Source organism: Streptomyces bikiniensis (assembly GCF_000716625.1).
Taxonomy (GTDB): domain Bacteria; phylum Actinomycetota; class Actinomycetes; order Streptomycetales; family Streptomycetaceae; genus Streptomyces; species Streptomyces bikiniensis.
Map to the genome: position 1 here is coordinate 1 of NZ_JNXJ01000014.1, position 20895 is coordinate 20895.

General features: G+C 72.3%; 17 protein-coding genes. 6 read left to right on the top strand and 11 right to left on the bottom strand.

The features are described 5' to 3' along the window. The 4 genes from OO47_RS12735 to OO47_RS12750 form a co-directional block, all read right to left on the bottom strand. A partial coding sequence (locus OO47_RS12735) for a condensation domain-containing protein (protein ID WP_030206918.1) occupies positions 1 to 1522 on the bottom strand: 1522 nt, incomplete at its 3' end. After that, positions 1519 to 2499 carry a 2,3-diaminopropionate biosynthesis protein SbnA gene (sbnA, locus tag OO47_RS12740; RefSeq protein WP_030206921.1) on the bottom strand — a complete coding sequence of 327 codons (981 nt, stop codon included), beginning with the start codon at positions 2497 to 2499 and terminating at the stop codon, positions 1519 to 1521. The genes sbnA and OO47_RS12735, both read right to left, overlap by 4 nt. 21 nt (positions 2500 to 2520) lie before the next feature. Then, a complete protein-coding gene (locus tag OO47_RS12745; protein WP_030206923.1) occupies positions 2521 to 3324 on the bottom strand; it encodes an ABC transporter permease in 804 nt (267 codons plus the stop codon). After that, on the bottom strand, positions 3321 to 4304 hold the full coding sequence (locus OO47_RS12750) for an ATP-binding cassette domain-containing protein (protein WP_234323150.1): 984 nt from the start codon (positions 4302 to 4304) through the stop codon (positions 3321 to 3323). Before OO47_RS12750 ends, OO47_RS12745 begins: the two co-directional genes overlap by 4 nt. A gap of 373 nt (positions 4305 to 4677) precedes the next feature. On the opposite strand from OO47_RS12750, the gene OO47_RS12755 reads away from it, so the two are divergent. Continuing rightward, entirely contained in the window at positions 4678 to 6948 is a 2271-nt protein-coding gene (locus tag OO47_RS12755; RefSeq protein WP_078489622.1) for an MMPL family transporter, read from the top strand. Between the two features lie 80 nt (positions 6949 to 7028). After that, entirely contained in the window at positions 7029 to 8036 is a 1008-nt protein-coding gene (gene sbnB / locus OO47_RS12760; protein WP_030206929.1) for a 2,3-diaminopropionate biosynthesis protein SbnB, read from the top strand. Positions 8037 to 8151: 115 nt separating this feature from the next. On the opposite strand, the gene OO47_RS12765 is transcribed toward sbnB, so the two are convergent. Next, positions 8152 to 10080, bottom strand: a complete 1929-nt coding sequence (locus OO47_RS12765) for a serine hydrolase domain-containing protein (RefSeq protein WP_106969391.1) — start codon at positions 10078 to 10080, stop codon at positions 8152 to 8154. 176 nt (positions 10081 to 10256) lie between these two features. Here OO47_RS12765 and OO47_RS12770 point away from each other — a divergent pair, with 176 nt between their 5' ends. From OO47_RS12770 to OO47_RS12785, 4 genes are all read left to right on the top strand, one after another. After that, positions 10257 to 11504 (top strand): sensor histidine kinase, encoded by a 1248-nt coding sequence (locus OO47_RS12770; RefSeq protein WP_078489623.1) that lies wholly within the window; start codon positions 10257 to 10259, stop codon positions 11502 to 11504. Further along, the gene (locus OO47_RS12775; protein ID WP_030206935.1) at positions 11489 to 12133 is read left to right on the top strand and encodes a LuxR C-terminal-related transcriptional regulator; all 645 of its coding nucleotides are present in this window, start codon (positions 11489 to 11491) and stop codon (positions 12131 to 12133) included. The genes OO47_RS12770 and OO47_RS12775 overlap by 16 nt, the downstream gene beginning before the upstream one ends. A gap of 62 nt (positions 12134 to 12195) precedes the next feature. After that, positions 12196 to 12339 (top strand): hypothetical protein, encoded by a 144-nt coding sequence (locus OO47_RS12780; protein ID WP_234323151.1) that lies wholly within the window; start codon positions 12196 to 12198, stop codon positions 12337 to 12339. Then, positions 12336 to 12752 carry a PIN domain nuclease gene (locus OO47_RS12785; protein WP_030206938.1) on the top strand — a complete coding sequence of 139 codons (417 nt, stop codon included), beginning with the start codon at positions 12336 to 12338 and terminating at the stop codon, positions 12750 to 12752. Before OO47_RS12780 ends, OO47_RS12785 begins: the two co-directional genes overlap by 4 nt. A gap of 233 nt (positions 12753 to 12985) precedes the next feature. Here the strand turns inward: OO47_RS12785 and OO47_RS12790 are convergent, their stop codons facing one another. From OO47_RS12790 to OO47_RS12815, 6 genes are all read right to left on the bottom strand, one after another. After that, positions 12986 to 14227 carry a hypothetical protein gene (locus OO47_RS12790; RefSeq protein ID WP_030206942.1) on the bottom strand — a complete coding sequence of 414 codons (1242 nt, stop codon included), beginning with the start codon at positions 14225 to 14227 and terminating at the stop codon, positions 12986 to 12988. Then, entirely contained in the window at positions 14224 to 16227 is a 2004-nt protein-coding gene (locus OO47_RS12795) for a hypothetical protein (RefSeq protein ID WP_030206945.1), read from the bottom strand. The genes OO47_RS12790 and OO47_RS12795 overlap by 4 nt, the downstream gene beginning before the upstream one ends. Next, positions 16224 to 17015, bottom strand: coding sequence for a toll/interleukin-1 receptor domain-containing protein (locus OO47_RS12800; RefSeq protein ID WP_030206948.1), 792 nt, complete (start codon positions 17013 to 17015; stop codon positions 16224 to 16226). The genes OO47_RS12795 and OO47_RS12800 overlap by 4 nt, the downstream gene beginning before the upstream one ends. Positions 17016 to 17323: 308 nt before the next feature. Beyond that, positions 17324 to 18571, bottom strand: a complete 1248-nt coding sequence (locus OO47_RS12805) for a helix-turn-helix domain-containing protein (RefSeq protein ID WP_030206952.1) — start codon at positions 18569 to 18571, stop codon at positions 17324 to 17326. Between the two features lie 307 nt (positions 18572 to 18878). Further along, complete coding sequence (locus tag OO47_RS12810) at positions 18879 to 19511, bottom strand: LuxR C-terminal-related transcriptional regulator (protein WP_033209009.1); 633 nt, start codon at positions 19509 to 19511, stop codon at positions 18879 to 18881. Beyond that, the gene (locus tag OO47_RS12815) at positions 19511 to 20728 is read right to left on the bottom strand and encodes a sensor histidine kinase (RefSeq protein WP_030206957.1); all 1218 of its coding nucleotides are present in this window, start codon (positions 20726 to 20728) and stop codon (positions 19511 to 19513) included. Before OO47_RS12815 ends, OO47_RS12810 begins: the two co-directional genes overlap by 1 nt. Between the last annotated feature and the right edge of the window lie 167 nt (positions 20729 to 20895).

Sequence of the window (20895 nt, forward strand, 5' to 3'; positions counted from 1 at the left end):
TCGCCACCCGAGCGCCGGGACGGACCCCGGCGGCGGTCAGACGGCGGCTCACCGCCGAGGCCAGGGAGACCAGTTCGGCGTACGAGACGGAGCCCCCCGCGTCCTGGACCGCGGTCTTCCCGGGCTCGTCGAGAGCCAGGGCACGGACCCGCTCCACCACTCCCGCGTACGCCTCGTCCACCGCGGTGGCGTCCCAGCCGGCCCGCACCGCGGCCGACTCCTCCGGCAGCAGCACGTCGAGCCGGTCGAGGACCGCGTCCGGGCCCGCCGCGGCGATCCGCTCCAGCCAGCCGAACAGACGGCGCTGGTGCAGTTCCAGCTCCTCCTGCGTGTAGCGCGAGGGGTTGGCGTCCAGCCGGACCGCGTACCCCTCCTCGGCGGCGTCGAGGTAGATGATCTGCATGTCCTCGACCGGGCCGGTCGACAGGTTGTTCAGCAGGCCCGTGCAGGCGCCGAACGCGTAGTCGAAGCCCGACTCCAGGACGTTGACGGTCGGCCCGAGCGAGCGGCCCGCGTCCCCGGTGAAGCCGAGGTCGCGGCGGATCCGGTCGCCCCGGTAGTTCTGGTGCCGCAGCGTGGCGCGCAGCTCGGCCGCGCCGTCGCGCAGGAAGTCCGCCACCGTCCGGCCGCGCGCCACCCGCACCGGGTGCGGCACGAAGTTGGCGCGCATGCCCGGGACCGCGCGGGCGGCCGCCGTGGCGCGGGCCGGCACCGCGAGGGTCAGCAGGGCCCGGTCGACGCCGGCCGCCCGCTGCACGTACGCGCCGGTCGCCGCGATCAGCAGCGTCTGCCAGGTGACGCGGGTGTCCCAGGCCAGCGCCCGCAGCCGCTCGACCACGGCGGCGGGCAGCACGGCCTCGCACCGCAGCGAGCTCCGGGCGGGGCCGCCGGGGCGCGGCGAGAGGCTCACCGGCTCCGGCTGCTCCTCGAAGCGGGCCCGCCAGAACGCCTGCTCCTTCGCGTACCTGGGCGTCTCCGCGTACGCGGCCTCGTCGGCGGCGAGCGTGCCCGGGTCGGGGAACGCGCCCTCCGCCTCCGGGTCCGCGTACAGCGCGGCGAGCCGGTTGTAGACGAGGACGCGGCTGAATCCGTCGACCAGGATGTGGTTGACCCGGATGTAGAACAGCAGGTGGTCCGGGCCGAGCCGCAGCAGCACCGACCGCAGGGTGCCCGAGGTCAGGTCCGGCGGCACCAGCAGGTCCTCGCGCATGAACGCCTCGGCGGCGGCGCGCGGCCGCGGCTCCCCGGACAGGTCGAGCGACTCGACGGGGAAGGCGTCGGCGTCGGCGAGTTCCTGGAACGGTTCGCCGTCGCGCTCGGTGAACAGGGCGCGCAGGGTGCCGGCCTCCCGCACGACCCCCTGCCACGCGGCCGTGAACCGGTCGGTGTCCAGGGGGCCGCGCAGCTCCAGGAAGTCGCCCATGGTGAAGACGGGGTTGCCCGGGTCGGCCTGCTGCCCGTACCACATCTCGCGCTGAGCGGCGGAGAGCGGCAGCTGCCGGGCGGGAGGTGTGGAGGTCATGACTGCGTTGCTCCCGTGGGAAGTCCGGTCGGTTCGATGCCGTACACCTCGCGCGCCCAGTCCGGCTGGTAGACGGTGTCCAGATAGCGTTCGCCGAGGTCCGGGGCGATGGCGACCGCCGTGCCGTTCTCGCCCGGGCGGTGCTCGGCGAGCCAGCGCAGCGCACCGCTCACGACGGTCCCGGTGGAGCCGCCGAAGAGGAACCCGCCGCGGGCCAGCGCGTGGCAGGCGCTGACGGTGTCGGCCTCGGGGACGTGCACGACGTGGTCGACGAACGAGGTGTCGAGCAGCGCGGGGCGCACCCCCGTGCCGAGGCCGGGGATCATGCGCTGGCCGGCCGGGCCGCCGAAGGTGACGGAGCCGACGCTGTCGACCGCGACGACCGTCACCGGCCGCGGCAGCTCCTTGAAGTAGCGGGCGCAGCCCATCAGCGTGCCGGTGGTGCCGGCGCCGACGAACAGCACCTCCAGACCGGGGAACTGCTTCTCGATCTGCGGGGCCGTGGTGCGGTAGTGCGCCCGCCAGTTGTCCGGGTTGGCGTGCTGGTTCAGCCACACCACCCGCGGGTCGGCGGCGAGCAGGGTCCGGACGTACGCGAGCCGCGCCGCCAGGAATCCGCCCTCCCCGGCCGGCTCCGTGACCGTGTGCACCTCACTGCCGAGCGACTCGATGAGCTTGCGCGTGGCGACGTTCGTCCGCGAGTCGACCACGCAGATGAAGTGGTAGCCCTTGGCCGCGGCGATCACGCTGAGCGCGACCCCGAGGTTGCCGGACGACGACTCCACCAGCGTCGAGCCCTTGGTGAGCGCACCGCTGCGCTCGGCCGCCTCGATCATGCTCGCGGCGGCCTTGAGCTTGATGGAACCGGCGAAGTTGAAGCCCTCGCATTTGAGGTGCAAGGGATACCCGTACAACGCCCGGAGATCCACGTAGAGATCTTCGGTGTTGAATTCGTGCGGAGCCGATATGACCGGCATGATTCCCCCAGGAAGACAAGGCTATCGCGTTGCCGAAATGCGGTACACGCGCAGGCTGAGAGGTATGAGAACGGCGATGAGCAGACCGATGCTGATCGCCGAGACGAGCACCGCGTTTTCCACCGGGAAACTGCCGGGGGCAGTCGCGCCGGTGTTTCCCCACAATTGCCGGCAGGCCTCGGAGACCGCGCTGACCGGATTCCACTCGGCGACGGCCCGCAGCCAGCCGGGAAGACCGGTCAGCGGCATGAACGAGCTGGAGAGGAAGGAGAAGAGCACCAGGAGCAGGGCGGCCACGCCGCTGATCGCCTCCAGGTTGCGCATCACCATGCCGAGGAGCGCGCCGACCCAGAGCATCGCGTAGGCGAAGCCGAGCAGCAGGAGGAAGCCGGTGAGGTTCTCCAGGAACGAGCCGTGCACCCGCCAGCCGACCGCCAGGCCGGTCACGGCCACCAGCCCGATGCTCAGCGCCGCCGCGGCGAGGTCCGCCAGCGTGTGGCTGACCAGGACGGTCGCCCGGCCCATCGGCAGCGAACGGAACCGGTCGATCAGCCCCTTGCCCAGGTCGCCGGCGACCCCGATCGCGGTGATGCCGATGCAGGAGAGGCCGACCTGGGCGAAGACCCCGGCCATGATGTACTCGCGGTAGCTGCCGCCGGTGTTCTTCACCTCGACGACGGTCGCGAAGAGGTAGCCGAGGATCACCACCATCGCGACCGGTGTCAGGGCCACGCCGATGATCTTCTCCGGGGTGCGCCGCAGATGGCGCAGGTGCCGGCCGGTGAGGGCCGCGACGTCACCGCCGTGGGCAAGCACCGAACTCATAGGGACGCCTCCGCCTTCGCCGCGTCGTGGGGGGCCGGCGTGCCCGTCGGCTCGCCGGTCAGATGGAAGAACACGTCGTCGAGCGAGGGGCGCCGCAGCGCGAACTCCTCGACGGTGACGCCCGCGTAGTCGAGCGCCGTCGCGGCGGACGCCAGCGCGCCCATCCCGTCCGGCAGCTGCACGTGGACGGTCCGCTGCCGCTCGTCGAGCTGCGGCGCGGCGACCGCGAGCGGCGCGAGCACCGCGGCGGCCTGCGCGAGCGCGGCGCCGTCGGCGACGGCCACCTCCAGGCGTTCGCCGCCCACCTTCCGCTTCAGCTCGTCGGAGGTGCCCTCGGCGATCACCCGGCCCCGGTCGACGACCAGGATCCGGTCGGCGAGGAAGTCCGCCTCCTCCAGGTACTGGGTGGTCAGCAGGACCGTGACGCCCTGGTCGACCTGGTCCTGCACCATCCGCCACAGGGTCGCCCGGCTGGCCGGGTCGAGTCCGGTGGTCGGCTCGTCGAGGAAGAGCACCTCGGGCGAGGCGATCAGGCTGACGGCCAGGTCGAGGCGCCGCCGCATGCCGCCGGAGTACTCCTTGGCGGGCTTGTCGGCGGCGGCCTCCAGCTCGAACTGCGCGAGCAGTTGAGCCGCGCGGGCCGCCGCTCCCCGGCGGCCGAGCCGCAGCAGCCGGCCGAGCAGGACGAGGTTCTCGCGTCCCGTCAGCAGCTCGTCGACGGCGGCGTACTGCCCGGCGAGACCGATCCGGCGGCGCACCTCGCGGCGCTGCCGGACGATGTCGAAGCCCGCGACGCGAGCCGTGCCGGCATCGGGTTCGAGCAGGGTGGCGAGCGTGCGGACGGTGGTGGTCTTGCCCGCTCCGTTGGGCCCGAGCAGGCCGAGCACGGTGCCCGCCTCGACCGACAGGTCCACGCCGTCCAGGGCGCGGTGGCGGCCGTACTGCTTCGTCAGGCCGGCCGCCTCGATCGCGGTGTTCACGGAATTCCCCCTTTCACACATCGGGTGAAATTGGTTGGCTGATTATGGGCTGGGTGGGCACGGAGCGGAGTGGGTAAATGGAGGGCGGATCGCCGGCCGTCTTTTCCGTTCGGCGGGCACCGTGTCGGCCACTTCCGCCGCGCAACTCCCGACGAGTAGGAACCTAACGGCCGAACTGGCCGGATCGCGTCGCTCCAGCTGGCCGCAGGCTGCCGCTGCAACATGCTGCAGGGCCTTGCGGCGGGCCGCTGGCAGTATCCTGCAGCGGCAGTTGCCTGACATATGAGGAGGGGAGGCCGGAGGGCCCCCGATATCTACAGTGAGAGACGTCGCTCATCAAGGGTCCCCCGCTGACGTCCCACTGGGAGAGGTAATGGCAAGGCAACGAAATCTGGCGGCCTCACTGGGCGCCTGGAGCGCCCGGCACCGCAAGACCGCACTTTTCGGATGGCTCTTCGCCGTCATCGCGCTCACGGTCCTCGGCGGCATGGCGGGCCAGAAGAGCCTGACCGAGGCCGACTACGGGACGGGCGAGTCGGGCCGTGCGGCCCGCGTCCTCGTCGACGCCGGCATCAAGACCCCGGCGCCCGAGATGGTCCTCGTCCACAGCGGCGAACTCACCGCGGAGGACCCCGCGTTCAAGAAGGCCGTCGCCGACGCGATCGCCGCCGTGGACGGCACCGGCCTCGCCCAGAGCATCGGCGACCCCTACAAGACCGGCGCGATCTCCGAGGACAAGCACGACGCCCTCGTCCAGTTCGCCGTCAAGGGCGACCCGGACACCGCCGCCGACCGCATCCAGCCCGTCGTGGACGCCCTCGCGAAGGCGGACGGGGCGCACGCCGAGGTCACCTTCGGCCAGTACGGCGCCGCCAGCGGCCTCAAGGGCATCAACGACTCCCTCGGCGAGGACTTCACCCGCGCCGAGTTCACCGCCGTCCCCGTCGCCCTCGGCATCCTGCTCGTCGTCTTCGGCGCGCTCCTCGCCGCCGTCCTCCCGCTGATCCTCGCCATCACCGCGTGCGTCGCCGCCATGGGCCTGCTCGCGCTCTCCAGCCAGCTCGTCCCGGTCGACGCCATGACCAACTCGGTGCTGCTCCTCATGGGCCTCGCCGTCGGCGTCGACTACTGCCTCTTCTACATCCGCCGCGAGCGCGAGGAGCGCGCCGCCGGCCGCGACAAGGACAGCGCGCTGCGCATCGCCGCCGCGACCTCCGGCCGTTCCGTGCTCATCTCCGGCCTCACCGTGGCCGTCGCCATGTCCGGCATGTTCCTCTCCGGCCTCACGGTCTTCGAGGGCTTCGCCATCGCCACCATCGAGGTCGTCCTCATCGCGGTGCTCGGCTCCATGACGGTGCTGCCCGCCGTGATGGCCATGCTCGGCGACCGCATCGACGCCGGCCGCATCCCCGGCCTGCGCCGCAAGGCCGTCGTCCGCACCGTCGGCGACAAGCCCGGCCGGCTGCTCGGCGCGGTCCTCAGGGCGCCCGCCGTCTTCGCCGTCCTCGGCATCGCCCTCCTCCTCGCCCTGGCCTCCCCGGCACTGTCCATGAAGACCGAGAAGCTCGGCTTCGACCAGCTGCTGCCCGCCGACAACGTCACCGCGAAGACCGCCCAGCGGATCGAGGACGTCTTCCCCGGCGCCCCGGCCCCGGCCCAGATCGTCTTCAAGACCGACGACATCACCTCCGCGCGGGCCACCGGCGCCGTCGACGCCTTCAAGGAGCGCGCCCTCGCCTCCGGCCACGTCAAGAACCCCGTCGAGGTGACCGTCCACGAGGCCGAGGACATCGCGGTCATCAGCGCGCCGCTCGCCGGCGACGGCCGCAACGCCACCTCGGTCCGCGCCCTGGAGGAGCTGCGCGGCGACCTCATCCCCGCCACCCTGGGGAAGGACGCGGCCGACCAGGCGCTGGTCGGCGGCGACCTCGCCTTCTCGACCGACTACAACGACCAGCTCAAGTCGTCGATCGTGCCCGTCTTCGCCTTCGTCATGGGCGTCAGCTTCCTGCTGATGCTGCTCTGCTTCCGCTCACCGGTCATCGCGGTCACCTCGATCGTCCTCAACCTGCTCTCCGTGGTCGCCGCCTACGGCGTCATGACCGCGGTCTTCCAGAAGGGCTGGGGCGACGAGCTGGTCGGCACCACGGCCGTCGGCGCCATCGAGTCCTGGATGCCGCTCTTCGTCTTCGTCGTCCTCTTCGGCCTCTCGATGGACTACCACGTCTTCGTGGTGTCCCGGATCCGCGAGGCGTACGACCAGGGCGTCGACAACCGCACCGCCGTCGCCCACGGCATCCGCTCCACCGCCGGGGTCGTCACCAGCGCCGGCATGATCATGGTCGCCGTCTTCGCGGTCTTCGGCACCCTGTCCATGCAGGACTTCAAGCAGCTCGGCGTCGGCCTGGCCGTCGCCGTCCTCCTCGACGCCACCCTGGTCCGCGCCGTCCTGCTGCCCGCCGTGATGGCCCTCCTCGGCCGCTCCAACTGGTGGCTGCCGTCCTGGCTGAAGTGGCTGCCCGAGCTGTCCCACGGCGAGGAGGCGGCGACGCCCGCCCCGAAGCACGCCGCGCACGCCGAGCACTCCGAGCACTCCGCGGTCCCGCGCACCGCCCCGGCCGGGCATACCCTCGCCGACCGCTGACCCTCCCCCACCGCGGGCCGTCGCCGACCGGCGGCGGCCCGCGCCTTCCCATCCGCTCACGATCCCAAGGAACCCTCTCCATGTACGAGTTCAGCGTCGTCGGCGGCAAGACCGCGCGGGAGATCATCTCGGCCTCCCGGCAGGACATCGTCGACGTCGTCCGCGACACCTACCTCGCCCACCACGCGGGCGACTCGGTGAACCCCGACAGCTACTTCCTGCGCTTCCCCGAGAAGCCGGACGCCCGCATCATCGCGCTCCCCGCGCACCTCGGCGGCGAAGCCGACGTCTCCGGCATCAAGTGGATCAGCAGCTTCCCGGCCAACATCCGGCGCGGCATCCCGCGCGCCTCGGCCGCCCTGTTGCTCAACGACCACGAGACCGGCTACCCCTTCGCCTGCCTGGAGGCCTCGCAGATCAGCGCGGCCCGCACCGCGGCCTCCGCCGTCCTCGCCGCCGAACAGCTCACCGGCGGCCGCACCGCCGCCCGGCTGACCGTCGTCGGCGCTGGCATCATCGCCCGCAACATCCTGGAGTTCTTCCGCGCCCGCGACTGGGAGGTCGGCCGGGTCACCGTCCACGACAAGAACGAGGAGTACGGCTCCGCGCTCGCCGCCCACGCGACGGACGCCCTCGGCTACCCGGCCGGCACCGAGTCCGACCTCACCGCCGCCCTCACCGGCGCCGACCTGGTCGTCCTCGCCACCACCGCCGCCGAGCCGTACATCACCGACCCGGACGCCCTCGCCCCCGGCCAGGTCGTCCTCAACATCTCGCTGCGCGACCTCGGCCCGGAGCTCATCGAGGGCGCGTACAACATCCTCGACGACGTCGAGCACTGCCTGAAGGCCAACACCTCCCCGCACCTCGCCGAGCAGAAGTACGGCGACCGGCACTTCGTCACCGGCACCCTCGCCCAGTTCGTCCGCGGCGAGGTCGCCGTCGGCGACGACAAGCCCGTCGTCTTCTCCCCGTTCGGCCTCGGCGTCCTCGACCTCGCGGTCGGCCTGCACGTCTTCCGCGCCGCCCGCGCCTCCGGCGACGCCGTCGAGATCGCGGACTTCTTCGGCGAGACCAGCCGCTGGTAGCCCCGACCCCACCCGCCACGCACGACGGGGCCCGGGCAGGACCTCCTGCCCGGGCCCTCCCGCGTCCGACGAAGGAGCGACCGTGACCACCCCGCCGCGGCGGCCCCGCCGCGCCTCAGCCCACCAGCCGGTACGAGGCGGCCACCCCGAGGAAGACCAGCGCCGCCAGCGTGCTGCACGTGTAGTGCACCCGGCCGGTCACCCGCCACCAGCGCCGCCGCCACGAGAGGAAGGCGCACACCACCATGGCGCCGGTGGTCGCGAGCGCGACGCCGGTCAGCGCCGGCACCGCCTTCAGGAGCGGCGAATCGCCCACGATGACCGTCCGGTTGAGGGCGTTCGGGTCGGCGGACAGCAGCACGAAGCAGACCGTCGCCGCGGTGATCAGCGCACCCGAGATCCACAGCAGCAGCTTGGCGGCGCGCGCCCCGGCCGACGTGCCCGGCCGGCGGCGCCGCACCAGGGCCGGCACCGGCAGCGCGAGCACCGTCAGGGCGAGGAAGGCCAGCGAGCCGAGCAGCGCCCGCTGGTGCAGCGTGGGGGAGAGGTACCAGGGCAGCCGCTCGTACGAGACGGAGGCGTCGGAGGCGACCGTGAGGCGCCCGTCGCGGAACGCGATCCGGTCCTGCCCCCCGCGCTCCTGGAAGAGCCCCGGGCTCAGCTGCACCCAGTGCCGCGCGGCGGCCTCCGGGTCGCGCGAGAGGCCCGTCGTGGTCAGCGTCGCGCCGTCGCCCGCGCTCACCCGCACCGAGCCGATCAGGGCGCTCACCCGGGTCAGCTCCGAGGAACTGGTGCGGGTGGAGCGGTACTCGCCCTCGTACGGGGCGACGTCGGCGAGCGAAACGGAGCGGCGCGCGCCGGCCGCTGCCCCGAAGTGGTCGGCGAAGCGGTCCACGACCTCCTGCCCCGCGTAGGCGGCGGTGCCGTTCTCGCCGTCGCCGTTGTAGACCACGTACACCGCGGCGTCGCGGCCGGGCAGCAGCGCCAGGTTGCCGTGGAAACCGGGCAGGTCGCCGTCCTTGACCAGCATCCGCTGCCCGGCGCGCACCCGCTCCTCCAGGATGTAGCCGAGGCCCGGCAGCCGGTCGTCGTTGCCGAACTGCCGCTTCGTCAGGGCCTCGACGGAGCGCTCCGACAGCACCGGTCCGCCGCCCGCCAGCAGGGCGCGCAGCAGCCGCCCCATGTCGGCGGCGGTGGTGACCGCGCCGGCGCCGGTCGGCGACCAGTCGCCGTACTGCCCGTCCTGGACCCGCTGGCCCCCGCCCTCCGGCCGGTGGCCGCGGGCCAGGCCGGCGGCGACCGCGGGGGCGTGCGGCTGCGCGAAGCTCGTCCGCGTCATGCCCAGCGGGCGCAGCACCTCGCGGTCCAGGTAGCCGGCGAACGGCGTGCCCGTCACCGTCTCGACCAGGTAACCGGCGAGCGCCACACCGTAGTTGTCGTAGCTGGAGAGCTCGCCCGGCGGGCGCACCCGGCGCGGCTGGTGGGCGGCCAGGCTCTCGCCCAGCGGACGGACGTCCTCGGGCCGGGTGGCGGCGCGCCCGATGATGGTGTTGTCGAACCCCGCCGTGTGCGTGAGGAGATCGCGTACCGTCACGGGGTGCCCCGGATACGTGTCCTTCACCTTGAACGCCGTGAGGTACCGGTTGACGTCGGCCGCCAGGTCCAGGCGGCCCCGTTCGACCTGCTGGAGGACGGCGACGGCGGTGAACAGCTTGGCGTCCGAGGCGAGGAAGAAGCCGGTGCGGGCCGGGTCCACCGGCGTCCCCGCGGCGGCGTCGGCGACGCCGTACCCCCGCGTGAGGACCTGCCGGCCGTTCTCCACGACCACCACGGAGGCGCCGGGGATGCGGTGCTCGGCCAGCTGCCGGCGCACCAGGGAGTCGACGGCCCCGGCCAGGCCGGACGGCGCCGCCTGCGCGGACGCCCCGGCCACGGCGCGGGTCTCCGGCGCCGCGGAGGCGGTACCGGTGCCGGCCGCCAGGAGCAGCGGCGCGCAGAGCGGGAGGAGCAGGTGCCTCAGTCGCGGTCGCAGTCGCATTGTCATGGGTCCAGTCAAGTCGCCGCGGGGCGGGCGCCCCAGCCACCTCGGTGGCGTCCCGGGGGGTACCTGGGTACACCCTCGCGGACGGGACGCACGTCCCCTGCGCACCGGACCCCGATCGACAAGACTCAGGACATCGACGCGGCAGGGAGCCGCACACCGAGGGGAATGGGACGACCGTGACCAAGCTGAACATCCGCGAGGGTTTCCGCGCCGCAGGAAAGGGACTGCCCGTCCTCGGCCTCGCGATCGCCGAACTCGTCCTCTTCTGCCTGTTCCTGACGGCGGTCTCGCTCCTCGGCATCGGCCTGGGCGTGCTCCTCGTCCCGGCCCTCGCCGTCGCCCTGCGCACCACGGTCGACGCGTCCCGCCGAATCGCCGGGCACTGGTCCGGCCGGCCGATCGAGCGGCCCTACCTCCCCGCCCCCGCCCCCGCGCCCGGCCTCAAGGGGCAGTGGCAGCGGACCCACTGGGTCCTCACCGACCCGGCGACCTGGCGCGACCTGGCCTGGACGCTGGTCAACCCGGTGGTCGGGGTGATCGCCGCCCTGATGCCCCTCGCCCTCGTCGTCGGCGGCATCGGCGGCATGCTGATGCCCGCGATCTACGGCCCCATCGCCGACGCCGGCACCAACTACTACCTGTGGGTCCGGATCAGCGACCTCACCTCCGCCTGGTACTGCGCCGCCCTCGGCGTCCTCGTCCTCGCCGGCGGCCTCGCCACCGGCCCCGCCCTGCTCCGGGCCCACGCCTCGCTGGCCCGCACCCTGCTCGCCCCCAGCCGCAACGCCCAGCGCGTCCGCCGCCTCACCGACAGCCGCAGCGACGCCGTCAGCAGCTCCGCCGCCGAACTGCGCCGCATCGAGCGGGACCTGCACGACGGGGCGCAGGCCCGCCTGGTCGCCCTGGGCATGAACCTCGGCGTCGCCGAGCAGCTCCTCAGCAAGGACCCGGAGGCCGTCCGCGCCATCCTGGCCGACACCCGCAAGGCGTCCGCCGCGGCCCTCACCGAACTGCGCGACCTGGTCCGGGGCATCCACCCGCCGGTGCTCGCCGACCGGGGCCTCGCCGACGCGGTGCGCGCCCTCGCCCTGGACAGCCCGCTCGACGTCACCGTCAACGCCGACCTGCCCGGCCGCCCCGAGGCGCCCGTGGAGTCCGCCATGTACTTCGCGGTCGCCGAGGCCCTCGCCAACGCCGCCAAGCACGCCGACCCGGAACATGTCAGCATCGACCTCTGGTACGAGGCCGGCGCGCTGCGCGGCCAGGTCATCGACGACGGCCGGGGCGGCGCCGACCCCTCGCGCGGCACCGGGCTGCGCGGCATCGAGCGCCGGCTCGCCGCCTTCGACGGCCTGCTCGCGATCAACAGCAAGCCGGGCGGACCGACCACCCTCACCATGGAGCTGCCGTGCGCGTTGTCCTAGCCGAAGACCTCTTCCTGCTGCGGGACGGCCTCGTCCGCCTGCTGGAGTCGTACGACTTCGAGGTGGTGGCCGCCGTGGACACCGGACCCGGACTGCTCCAGGCCCTGCTCGACCACAAGCCGGACGTCGCGGTCGTCGACGTCCGGCTTCCGCCGACGTTCACCGACGAGGGGCTGCGGGCCGCCCTGGAGGCCCGCGGCCGGATCCCCGGCCTGCCGGTCCTGGTCCTCTCCCAGTACGTCGAGCAGCTCTACGCCCGCGAGCTCCTCGCCGACGGCAGCGGCGGCATCGGCTACCTCCTCAAGGACCGGGTCTTCGACCCCGACGGCTTCGTGGAGGCGGTCCGCCGCGTCGCGGCCGGAGGCACCGCGATGGACCCGGACGTCGTCGCCAAGCTCTTCGCGAAGGACCACCACCGCGACGGCCCGCTCTCCCGGCTCACCCCGCGCGAGCGCGAGGTCCTCGGCCTGATGGCGGAGGGCCGCTCGAACGCCGCGATCGCCCAGGAGCTGGTGATCACCGAGCGGGCCGTCATCAAGCACACGTCCAACATCTTCACCAAGCTCGACCTGCCCCCCTCGGAGGCCGACAACCGCCGGGTCCTCGCGGTCCTCGCCTACCTCAAGTGACCGCGTCCCCACCACGCCGGACCGCTCCGCCCCCGGCGGAGCGGGCGGCCATGGAGGAGGGAGTGAAACTGCGGCTGCGCCGAGAGCTGTTCGACGCCATGGACGACGGCGAGTTCGAGGGCGTGTTCGCGGAGATCCGTTCGCAGATGGGGCCGCGGAATCCGGACGGCTCCCTGAAGCGCGAAGGCGGGACTTCGGCGGCATGAAGAGGCGCTACCTCATCGACAAGTCCGTGCCGGCCCGCCGGGGCAGACCGGCGGTGCGGGCGCGGCTGGACGAGCTGGACCATGACGGCCTCCTGACGGTGTGCGCCCCGACCGAGTACGGGGTCCTGTACTCGGCGCACGGCAAGTCCGAGGCGCTGCGGCTGCGCACCCTGCTCCGCGGATTCGACCACCTTCCTTGCAATGACGAAGAGTTCGAGCGGGCGCTCGAAATCCAGGTCCTGGCCCTGAACGCTGGCTTCCACCGGGCACTGTCGCCGGCCGATTTCCTCATCGCGGCGACCGCGAAGCGGCATCGAGCCACGGTCCTGCACTACGACGGCGACTTCGACATGACCGCTTCGGTGAGCGGTCTGCGAGCCGAGTGGGTCGTGGAGCCGGGCACCGCCGACTGAGCCGGGAACACGCACCGGCGCCCGCAGGGCTGGACAGCTTTCTCGGCGTCGTGGCGGAGTCCCGCTTCGACGCGTAGCGGGTGTCGCACCCTCGCGTCCACGGCTCGCCGAACATGTGGGTCATGAGGGCCCGGCCTCGGAAGGCCGGGCCCCTGGTCGGTTTCTGCGCCCGGAAAAGGTCCTCCGCCGTGGTTTTCGGTGAAGGGGATTTCCAGGCGCGGCTGTTCACCGGATCAGGTTCTGGATCCGTCGTCCTCCCGAACGCGAGGCGTCGAGGGGCGGTGTGAGCTGTACGAGGGGTCCCAGAAGGGCGGGGGCGCCATACTGTCCTCGCCGGTCTCCCACGGGCCCCGATCCCGTTCGGTCGCGTCGGCGTCCGGGGCCGCGGCAGTGTCGGTGAACAGCGAGTCCTCGGGGCCCGAGAAGGGTGGCGGCCAGGGCCCTCCTGCGTTCTCTCCGTCCGAAGGCTCCTCGTCGGGCGCCGAAAAGAAGGTCCGCTCGATCTCCTCGGCGGCCTCGTCCAGCCCTTGCTCCCTCAGACTCCGCACCACACGATGCGCGAGCACCGCGTATCCGTCCATGTCCGGTTTCAGGCCCGCCTCCGCCAACAACAGGTGCAGCCGCACCGCGATCCCTACTTCCTGCTCGCGGTCGGACATCTCCCCTCGGCCGCCCACGGGCGGTACGAGCAGGTGGCGGAAGAGTTCGGGCACCTCCTCATCGTTGGCCGCCGCCGAGATCTGGGCGAGCGGGCCGATCATGCGGACCGCTTTGTCGATCTCGTCCTCGTGGCGGGCGAGCCACCACACCACCGCACTGCCCGCGCTCTTGAGCACGTCCTCACCAAGGTAACGACGCTTGTTGCGTTCGTGCTGACGCTCGTACTCCCAGAGCTCCTCGTCCTTGCGCAGGTCGTTCAGCTTCCGGAGGCGCTCGCGGTCGGCGGGGGCGAGAACCAGCGTCACTCCGTCCGCCAGGGCCTTCACCCGCCCGCTCCGGTCCGGGAGCGGGACGCCCAACTCCCCGTCCAGGAGGTATTGCGCGAAGCTCGCCCGGCCGGGTTCCTCGTGGCGGACGATCTCACGGGCCCGGCTGACGATCGATGATCTGGCGAGAGAGGAGAAGGCGCTGTCGGACCGGTCGGTGCGGTCGGGGACCGGTCTCCACCACACAGTGGCGGAGAAGAGGAAGTCGTAGCCGTCCGTCGCGCTCGGCAGCACCGCGTCGATCACCTGCGTCTCCTGGTACGGCGGCTCCGCCGGAGCAGTGGGCGGCTCGGCCTCCCCGGGCTCGTGCGGGCCGGTCGACGCGCGGCTCCCGCTGAGGACCGCCATCACGAGGAGCAGGGAACCGGAGGTCGTGACCATGGACATGAAGCCCCACAGCCACGCCGACCAGTGCAGGAGGTTTCCGAGCGCAGCCGGTGCGAGGCCGCAGAGGGCAACGAACAACAGGCTGGGAAAACGGTGTCTCATCGTGTCTCTTCCGTGGTCCGGGGGCTGGCGCCCGCACGCCCCGTACTCTCTGTGCGGGCATACTGCGCGTGGTCGATGTGCTGCCAGAAACGGGTGGCGACGGCAGCCTGGTCCGGATGGCGCGCGAGCCGTGCCCAGTCGCAGGCGATGACGTAGAGACGCTGCAGAGCGGCTGTGCGTCCACGGGTTGCCCCGACCATCAGCTGCAGAGCCCTGTCCTGGGCGTGGTCGCTCGCCACGGTGCTCAGCCAGCTGCTCACCAGCGGGTTCCAGAGTTCTGTCGGCGGCTGGGAGAACACCGCCTCCCAGCCCTGGAACAGGGCCGGCCACGGCGTCGGTTCGGGCGCCCGGCCGCTTCTCAGCAGCTCTATGAGCAGACGGAGATGGGGCTCCGCCCCGCGTGGCCCTCGGTGCGCCCGGTCCCGCAGGCGGCCGATCAGCAGCCGGTAGAGCCGGAGGTCGCGGCCAGCGAGTTCGAAAAGTGCTTTCCGGGCCTCGTGCGCCGCTCTCCCCTCCCGTACGGCGAGATGGTGGAGTCGTACCATCGCCTGGTCCGGGTGCGTCACGCCGAGGCTCTGGCGGCAGGCGGTGACCAGGACGCGGGCGAGGTCATCCGGCAAGGGGCCCGACCTCACGGCGCACTCGTACACCTGTCTGCGAAACCACCCCCCGAACTCCTCGTGCCCGAGGCCCAGTTCGAGGGCCGCCACGGCTCGCGGGTCGCAGGCCGTCCCGGTCGAGTGGTTCGCCCAGCGTACGACGAGGTCGAAGAGGTGGTCGGGCCGTCCGACGGCCAGCGAACGCTCGCCGAAGCGGAGGACTACGTTCAATCGGTCGTCGGTGGTCAGACCGCGCAGCCCGCAGGCACGGGCGATCCAGTCTCTGAGGTCGTCGCGCACTCCGGGGAAGTTCGCCCAGAAGTACGCCCGTACTGCGTCGGCGTAAGCCAGCCGCTCGAAGCGGAGCCGCCCCTCCGGGTCCCGCTCGATCCCGAGTCTCTGCAACCGCTCCCCGAAATCCGTCCGTGCTAGCTCGGGCGTCGCCTCCTCCGCGTGCCCCACCGTACCCATCAGGCCCTGCCACGCCTCGTAGACGATGTCGGCGCGGGCCCCCTCGAACACCGCTGTCGCGAGCAGCAGGGCTCGCTCGGGTGTGGTGCGGGCCGCGGTGACCTGTCGACCCACTTCGTCGGCACGGTCGGTCACGGCGTGCATCGCCTGGTCGAGCCACCCTGTGAAGTCGGTACCGAACCGGCGGCTGTCGCGGGCGGCCCTCACCAGCCCTGTGAGTCGTGCCAGCTCCCGCATGGGGGAGCGGTCGTACAGGCGCTGGAGGTCGGTACTCTCCAAGTCCGCGGGCCGGAAGGGCATCCGGTCCATGCGGAGGTGCCGGGTGACGACGGCGACGCCCCGGGGACGCTCCAGCTCCACCCTGTCCGGTTCGAGATCCGGTGTGTGGGCGTGCTCCATGCCCGACGGCAGGACGACGACCATGCGTGCCCCCGCCCTCTGGACGTCCGACCGGAGCAGGGCCAGGCGGTGCCGGGCCTTGCCGTACGTCTCCTCGTCGGTGATCCCGGAGAGATTGAGGAGGAAGCGGTCCCTCTCGCCGGGAGCGAACGGGCTCTCGTCCCGGCCCTCGTCCTTGCCCGTGGCGGGAAGCTCCTCGAACCGGACCCCCTCCTCCTCGTCGGCGTCCCCGTCCGTGCCGAATCCGTGCAACAGCATGATCGCCGCGGCGCGACGGCCGCTGCCCGGCGGACCGTCCAGCAGTACCACCGACCCGGGCTGCTCTAGGAGGTCGGCGGCGACGCGGTAGCCCGGCGGCGGAACGAACCGGTCGGCCAGGCGAACCCGGTCCTCGCGGGTGATCCGGAGGGACGCGATCCCTTTGCGGATCATCCAATCCGGGCCGGCGCCGTAGAAGACATACTGGGGCCCTTCGCCGCTGTTCACCGGGCCGCGCGGATCATTGACGGTGACGTGGTCCCGCTCGGTCATCGCCCGTCGTCCGAGTGCCGCCGCTCGCGCTCGAAGCGCTGGTGGACCGTGCCGCTGTTGTCGCCTGCCGTGAACTGGATCCCGGTGTTGTCGCCCTCGAAGTGGGGCGCGTTGTACTGGTGGCCCCAACCTGTGTTCACGGGCCCCTGCGGCTCGTTGACAAAGGTGCCCAGGTCCCCGTTGAGGTTTCCGATACCACCGCGTATGCGCTGCTTGACGTCACGCGTCCGCATCCTGGTGCGGTCGGTGTCCCTGGTCTGCCTCTCGCGGGACTTCGACTCCGCCCGCTCCCGCGCCGTACGGGCGTCGCGGTCCACCGTACCCAGGTCGGGCAGCAGTCGGGCGAGGGTATCGCCGAGTGTCGTCAGGTCCGATTCGGCGTTGCGGTGGTCGAACCGCCTGTACTGGCAGTCCGCCAGTTCCCGCAGATCCTCCGGGAGAGTGGCGCGGTCGATCCGCGTGGCCTTTCCGACGAGCACGGGGATCACCAGGACCCCCCGGCCGAGCGCGGCCCGGATCTCGTGACGGGTCCAGTCCTGCTCGGCTTCAAGGGCGGGGCGACCGTCGGGCCCCCGCACCCCCGCCCAGCGCGGCCCGATCACGGCGAGGAGGGCCTCGCACTCCTCCACCGCCCTGATCAGTTCCACCGGGAAGCGACGTCCGGGCTCGATCGAGTTGCTGGCGAAGAAGATCCGCTGGTCGCCGAATCGCCGGGCGAGCTCCCTGGCGATCATGGTCGCGGCGGATTCCTCGTCGCCGGTGCGGTAGTTGACGAAGACCTGGGGCATGAAGGTTCCCTCCATGAGAGGAAGACGGAGAACGGTGGTGAGCGGGTACGGGCGCGGGGTGGCGAACCGGGGCCAGGCCGTGGGCCCCACGGTGCGCCGCCGCGGCGCGTCAACAGGAAGGCGTACGGGTGGAAGAAGACCGCCCGGCGCGTCATCGATCGCGGGCAGCCTGAAGAGGCCGGGGCGCGGCGTGACGCGTTGGACGGGGATCAGCGGCGCCTGCCGGGCCCGCGGAATCCGGAGGGGCGGCCGGGTGGCCCGGCGGAGCCGGGCGGTCCGAGGGGTCGTCGTCTGCCGTGGAGGCAGGCTCAGCCGTGTGTGGGGGAGAGGGCCCGCGCCAACGCCGGTTGCAGATCACGTACGGCCCGGCTGCTCCGGAACCGGGAGAGCTCCCGCGCAAGACGCCGGACGTCGGTGTTCACCGTCGCCGAAGGCACGGCCGGCAGGATCTCCAAGAACCCCCCGGCGATTGTGCACGCCTGCTCGACCTCTCCGGAGGCGGCGTGGGCCAGGGCCCTGCGGAAGCCGTACCGCGCGCGGGTGCGCAGTGCGTGCGGAGGGAGGGTGCGGCACTCCCGGTCGAGGACCTCGGCGGCGACCTTGGGCCGGCCGAGATCGTACAGGCACCAGCCGGTCGACATCGCCGCCGGATTGCTCACGTGCGAAGTGCCCATGACGGGCTTGACGCCGTTGAGGGTGTCGTCGTCGGCGAGCAGTTCCCGCGCTCTGTCGAGGCTGCGGAGGCAGTCGACTTCGTTGCCGGCGAGCGCGTGCCCCTGCGCCTCCCGTTGGGCCGCGAGTCCCCTGATCCGAGGCGGGAGATCGCTGCTCTGGGCGCGGCGGGCCAGGGCGACGGTGCCGGCGGCATTCCCGGCGTACATGGTGACCAGGGCGCGCCGCACCAGCGCGTAGGAGCCGAGGTGCGGGTCACCCCCGGCACGCGCCAATTCGACGGCCTCGCTCGTCCAGCCGAGTGCCGCGTCGCTGTCTCCGGCCTCCTGAGCCATCCAGCCGGTGAACTCCGCGAACCGCGAGGCGAGCAGGAGCGCGGGAGCCCGAGAAGAGGACCGGGCGTCGGAGGCGAGCCCGGCGATCATGCGGGACTGCGTCTCCAGCAGGGGCAGCAGGATCTTGGGGGCGGTGGACTGACCGAGCTTCCGTAACTGGTCGAACTGCATGCGGTAGGAGCCCAGGAGGGAGTCGTCGGCGGAGGACAACGCCTGACCGCCGAGTTTCAGGCCGAGGTCGATCAGGATGCCCGTCCCCACCGAGAGGACTGCCCGGCGCCCGACGCGCCGGCGCCTCTGGCCGGCAGGAGCCTCGGCGGTGCCCGGATCCGCCTCGGGGCGGACGACCAGACGTTGCAGCTCGCCGTTCGCACCGAGGAAGGCGTCGCACCGCCGGGCCAGTTCGGGGGACGCGGAACGCTCTCCGCGCTCGACCTTGCTGAGGTGCCCCTTGTCGTAGTTGAGGGCCGTGGAGAACTCGGTAAGAGTCAGCCCCACTTCCACGCGTAAACGGCGAAGTTCCGGGCCGAAAAGTGAAGCCGTGCTCATCGTCAACCTCCCCTTGAACGGTGACCGCGAGAACCTACGGTGAACACCTGCCGTGACGGCCCCGTTTCTCTTCGCGTCCGAAAGGGAGTCTGGCACGACCCCCGTCCGGGGAATCGGGGTTCGGCGGTGTTGCCCGTTGCCTCTTTCGTTCTCCGTTGCACCCTTCCCGTCCCTCGGAGTGACGGGGGTTGACCATGATTGGGAAAAGTGTTCGTGTGTGGCCGGTGGCTGGGGTGGTTCGGCAGCACCCGTTCGGTGAGTACGTCGCGCACCTACGCGACGCGGAGGGGCGCGCGGGCCGTGCCCCTCACGCCCGCAGGTACGCGAGCACCGCGAGGACCCGGCGGTGTCCGTCCGTGTCCACCGGGAGGTCCAGCTTGGTGAAGATGTTGCCGATGTGCTTGTTCACGGCCGCCTCGCTGATGAACAGGTGCTTCGCCAGGCTCGCGTTGGTGCGGCCCTCCGCGACCAGCGAGAGCACCTCGCGCTCGCGGGCGCTGAGCCGTTCCAGGGGGTCCTGGTGGAGGCGGACGAGCTGGTGGATGACCTCGGGGTCCACCACCGTTCCGCCCGCGGCGACCCGTTCGATCGCGGTCGTGAAGTCCGCCACTGCGCCCACGCGCTCCTTGAGCAGGTAGCCCACCCCGGCGCCGCCGCCCGAGTCCAGCAGGCGCAGGGCGTACGAGCGCTCCACGTACTGGGAGAGGACCAGGACCGGCAGTCCGGGGAACTCGGCGCGCAGCCCGACCGACGCCCGCAGCCCGTCGTCGCCGAGCGAGGGCGGCATCCGCACGTCCGTGACGATCAGGTCGGGGCGGTCGGCGCGTACCGCCCCGACCAGGGCGTCGGCGTCGCCGACCGCCGCCACCACCTCGTGGCCGACCCGTTCGAGCAGTCCGATCAGGCCTTCGCGCAACAGGACGGCGTCCTCGGCCACGATCAGGCGAAGCGACACGGAACCTCCACGTGCAACAGGGTGGGACCACCGGCCGGGCTCGACACCCGCATCCGGCCGCCGAGGGCGGTGACTCGGTCCGCGAGACCGGTCACGCCGCTGCCCGAGGAGTCCACCCCGCCCCGGCCGTCGTCCTTGATGTCGAGGACCAGCAGGTCGGCATGGTAGCGGGCGTGCACCTCGGCGGTCGTGGCGCCGCTGTGCCTGGCGACGTTCGTCAGGGCCTCGTTGATCAGGTAGTACATCGTGGTTTCGAGTTTCCTGGGCAGCCGCTCGGGGAGCCTCAGGTCCACGGCCACCGGGATCGGGAAGCGGCCCGCGTAGTCCTCGACCGCCGCGACGAGTCCGTGGTCGGCGAGGACCGGCGGGTTGAGGCCCCGGATCAGGGCCCGCAGCTCCTGGTGGGCGGTGGAGAGCTGCTTCTCCGCCCGGGTCAGCAACTCGTCGAGGCCGGAGCCCTCCTCGACGTCCAGGCGCATCATGCCCAGCGTCATGCCCAGCGACACGAGGTGCTGCTGGGCCCCGTCGTGCAGGTCGCGCTCGATCCGTGTCCGCTCGGCGTCGAAGGAGTCGAGCAGCCGCGACTGCGAGGCGCGCACCTCGCGCAGCTCCTCGCCGAGCTCCCGGTCCCGCGGCGCGAGGAAGGTGCGGGCCATGGCGGCGCGCGCCCCCGCCCACGAGGTCACCGTGTACGGCGAGGACAGCAGCACGATCGCGCCGAACACCGTCCACGGCCAGGTGTCGCCGTCGGTCGCGGCGATGGTCACGGCCGGCACCCCGAAGGAGAAGCCGAGCACCAGCAGGTCGAGCCACCACAGGGCCGCGGCCGACAGGAGCGTGAACATCAGCTCCCGCCAGGTGGCCCGCTCCTTGAGCCGGGTCGCGACCCAGCCGCGCGCACCCGGGGCGTCCGGCGGCCGGTGCGGGTCGGGCAGCCGGTCTCGGTCGACCAGCCGCAGCCGCCGGCGCTCCACCGCGGCCACCAGGGTGGAGGCGAGGACCAGGCCGACCAGCGGCGCGACACCGATCAGCACGACGAGCAGGACGAGCCCCGCCGCCAGGCCGAGGGCGAAAACCAGCACCGCCGCGGCACCGACCACGACACCGCCGCTCAGATACGCGAGGGACCGCCAGGGCCAGCTGGAGGTCAGGAAGCTCAGGGGGTGCCGAGCCATGGCCTGCCAGGCCGTCGTGGGTTGCATGCGAACCACGTTACCCAGGAGGCCTTTTGCCGGTCTGCACGGCCGCACGGCCGCACGGCCGCACGGCTGCACTTCTGCGCGCCTCCGCGGGACCGGGACGGCTCCGGAGCGCCGGGTAGAGCCTGCTCTACCTCAGGAGTAGAGAGCGGACCAGTGCTCCGGGCCGC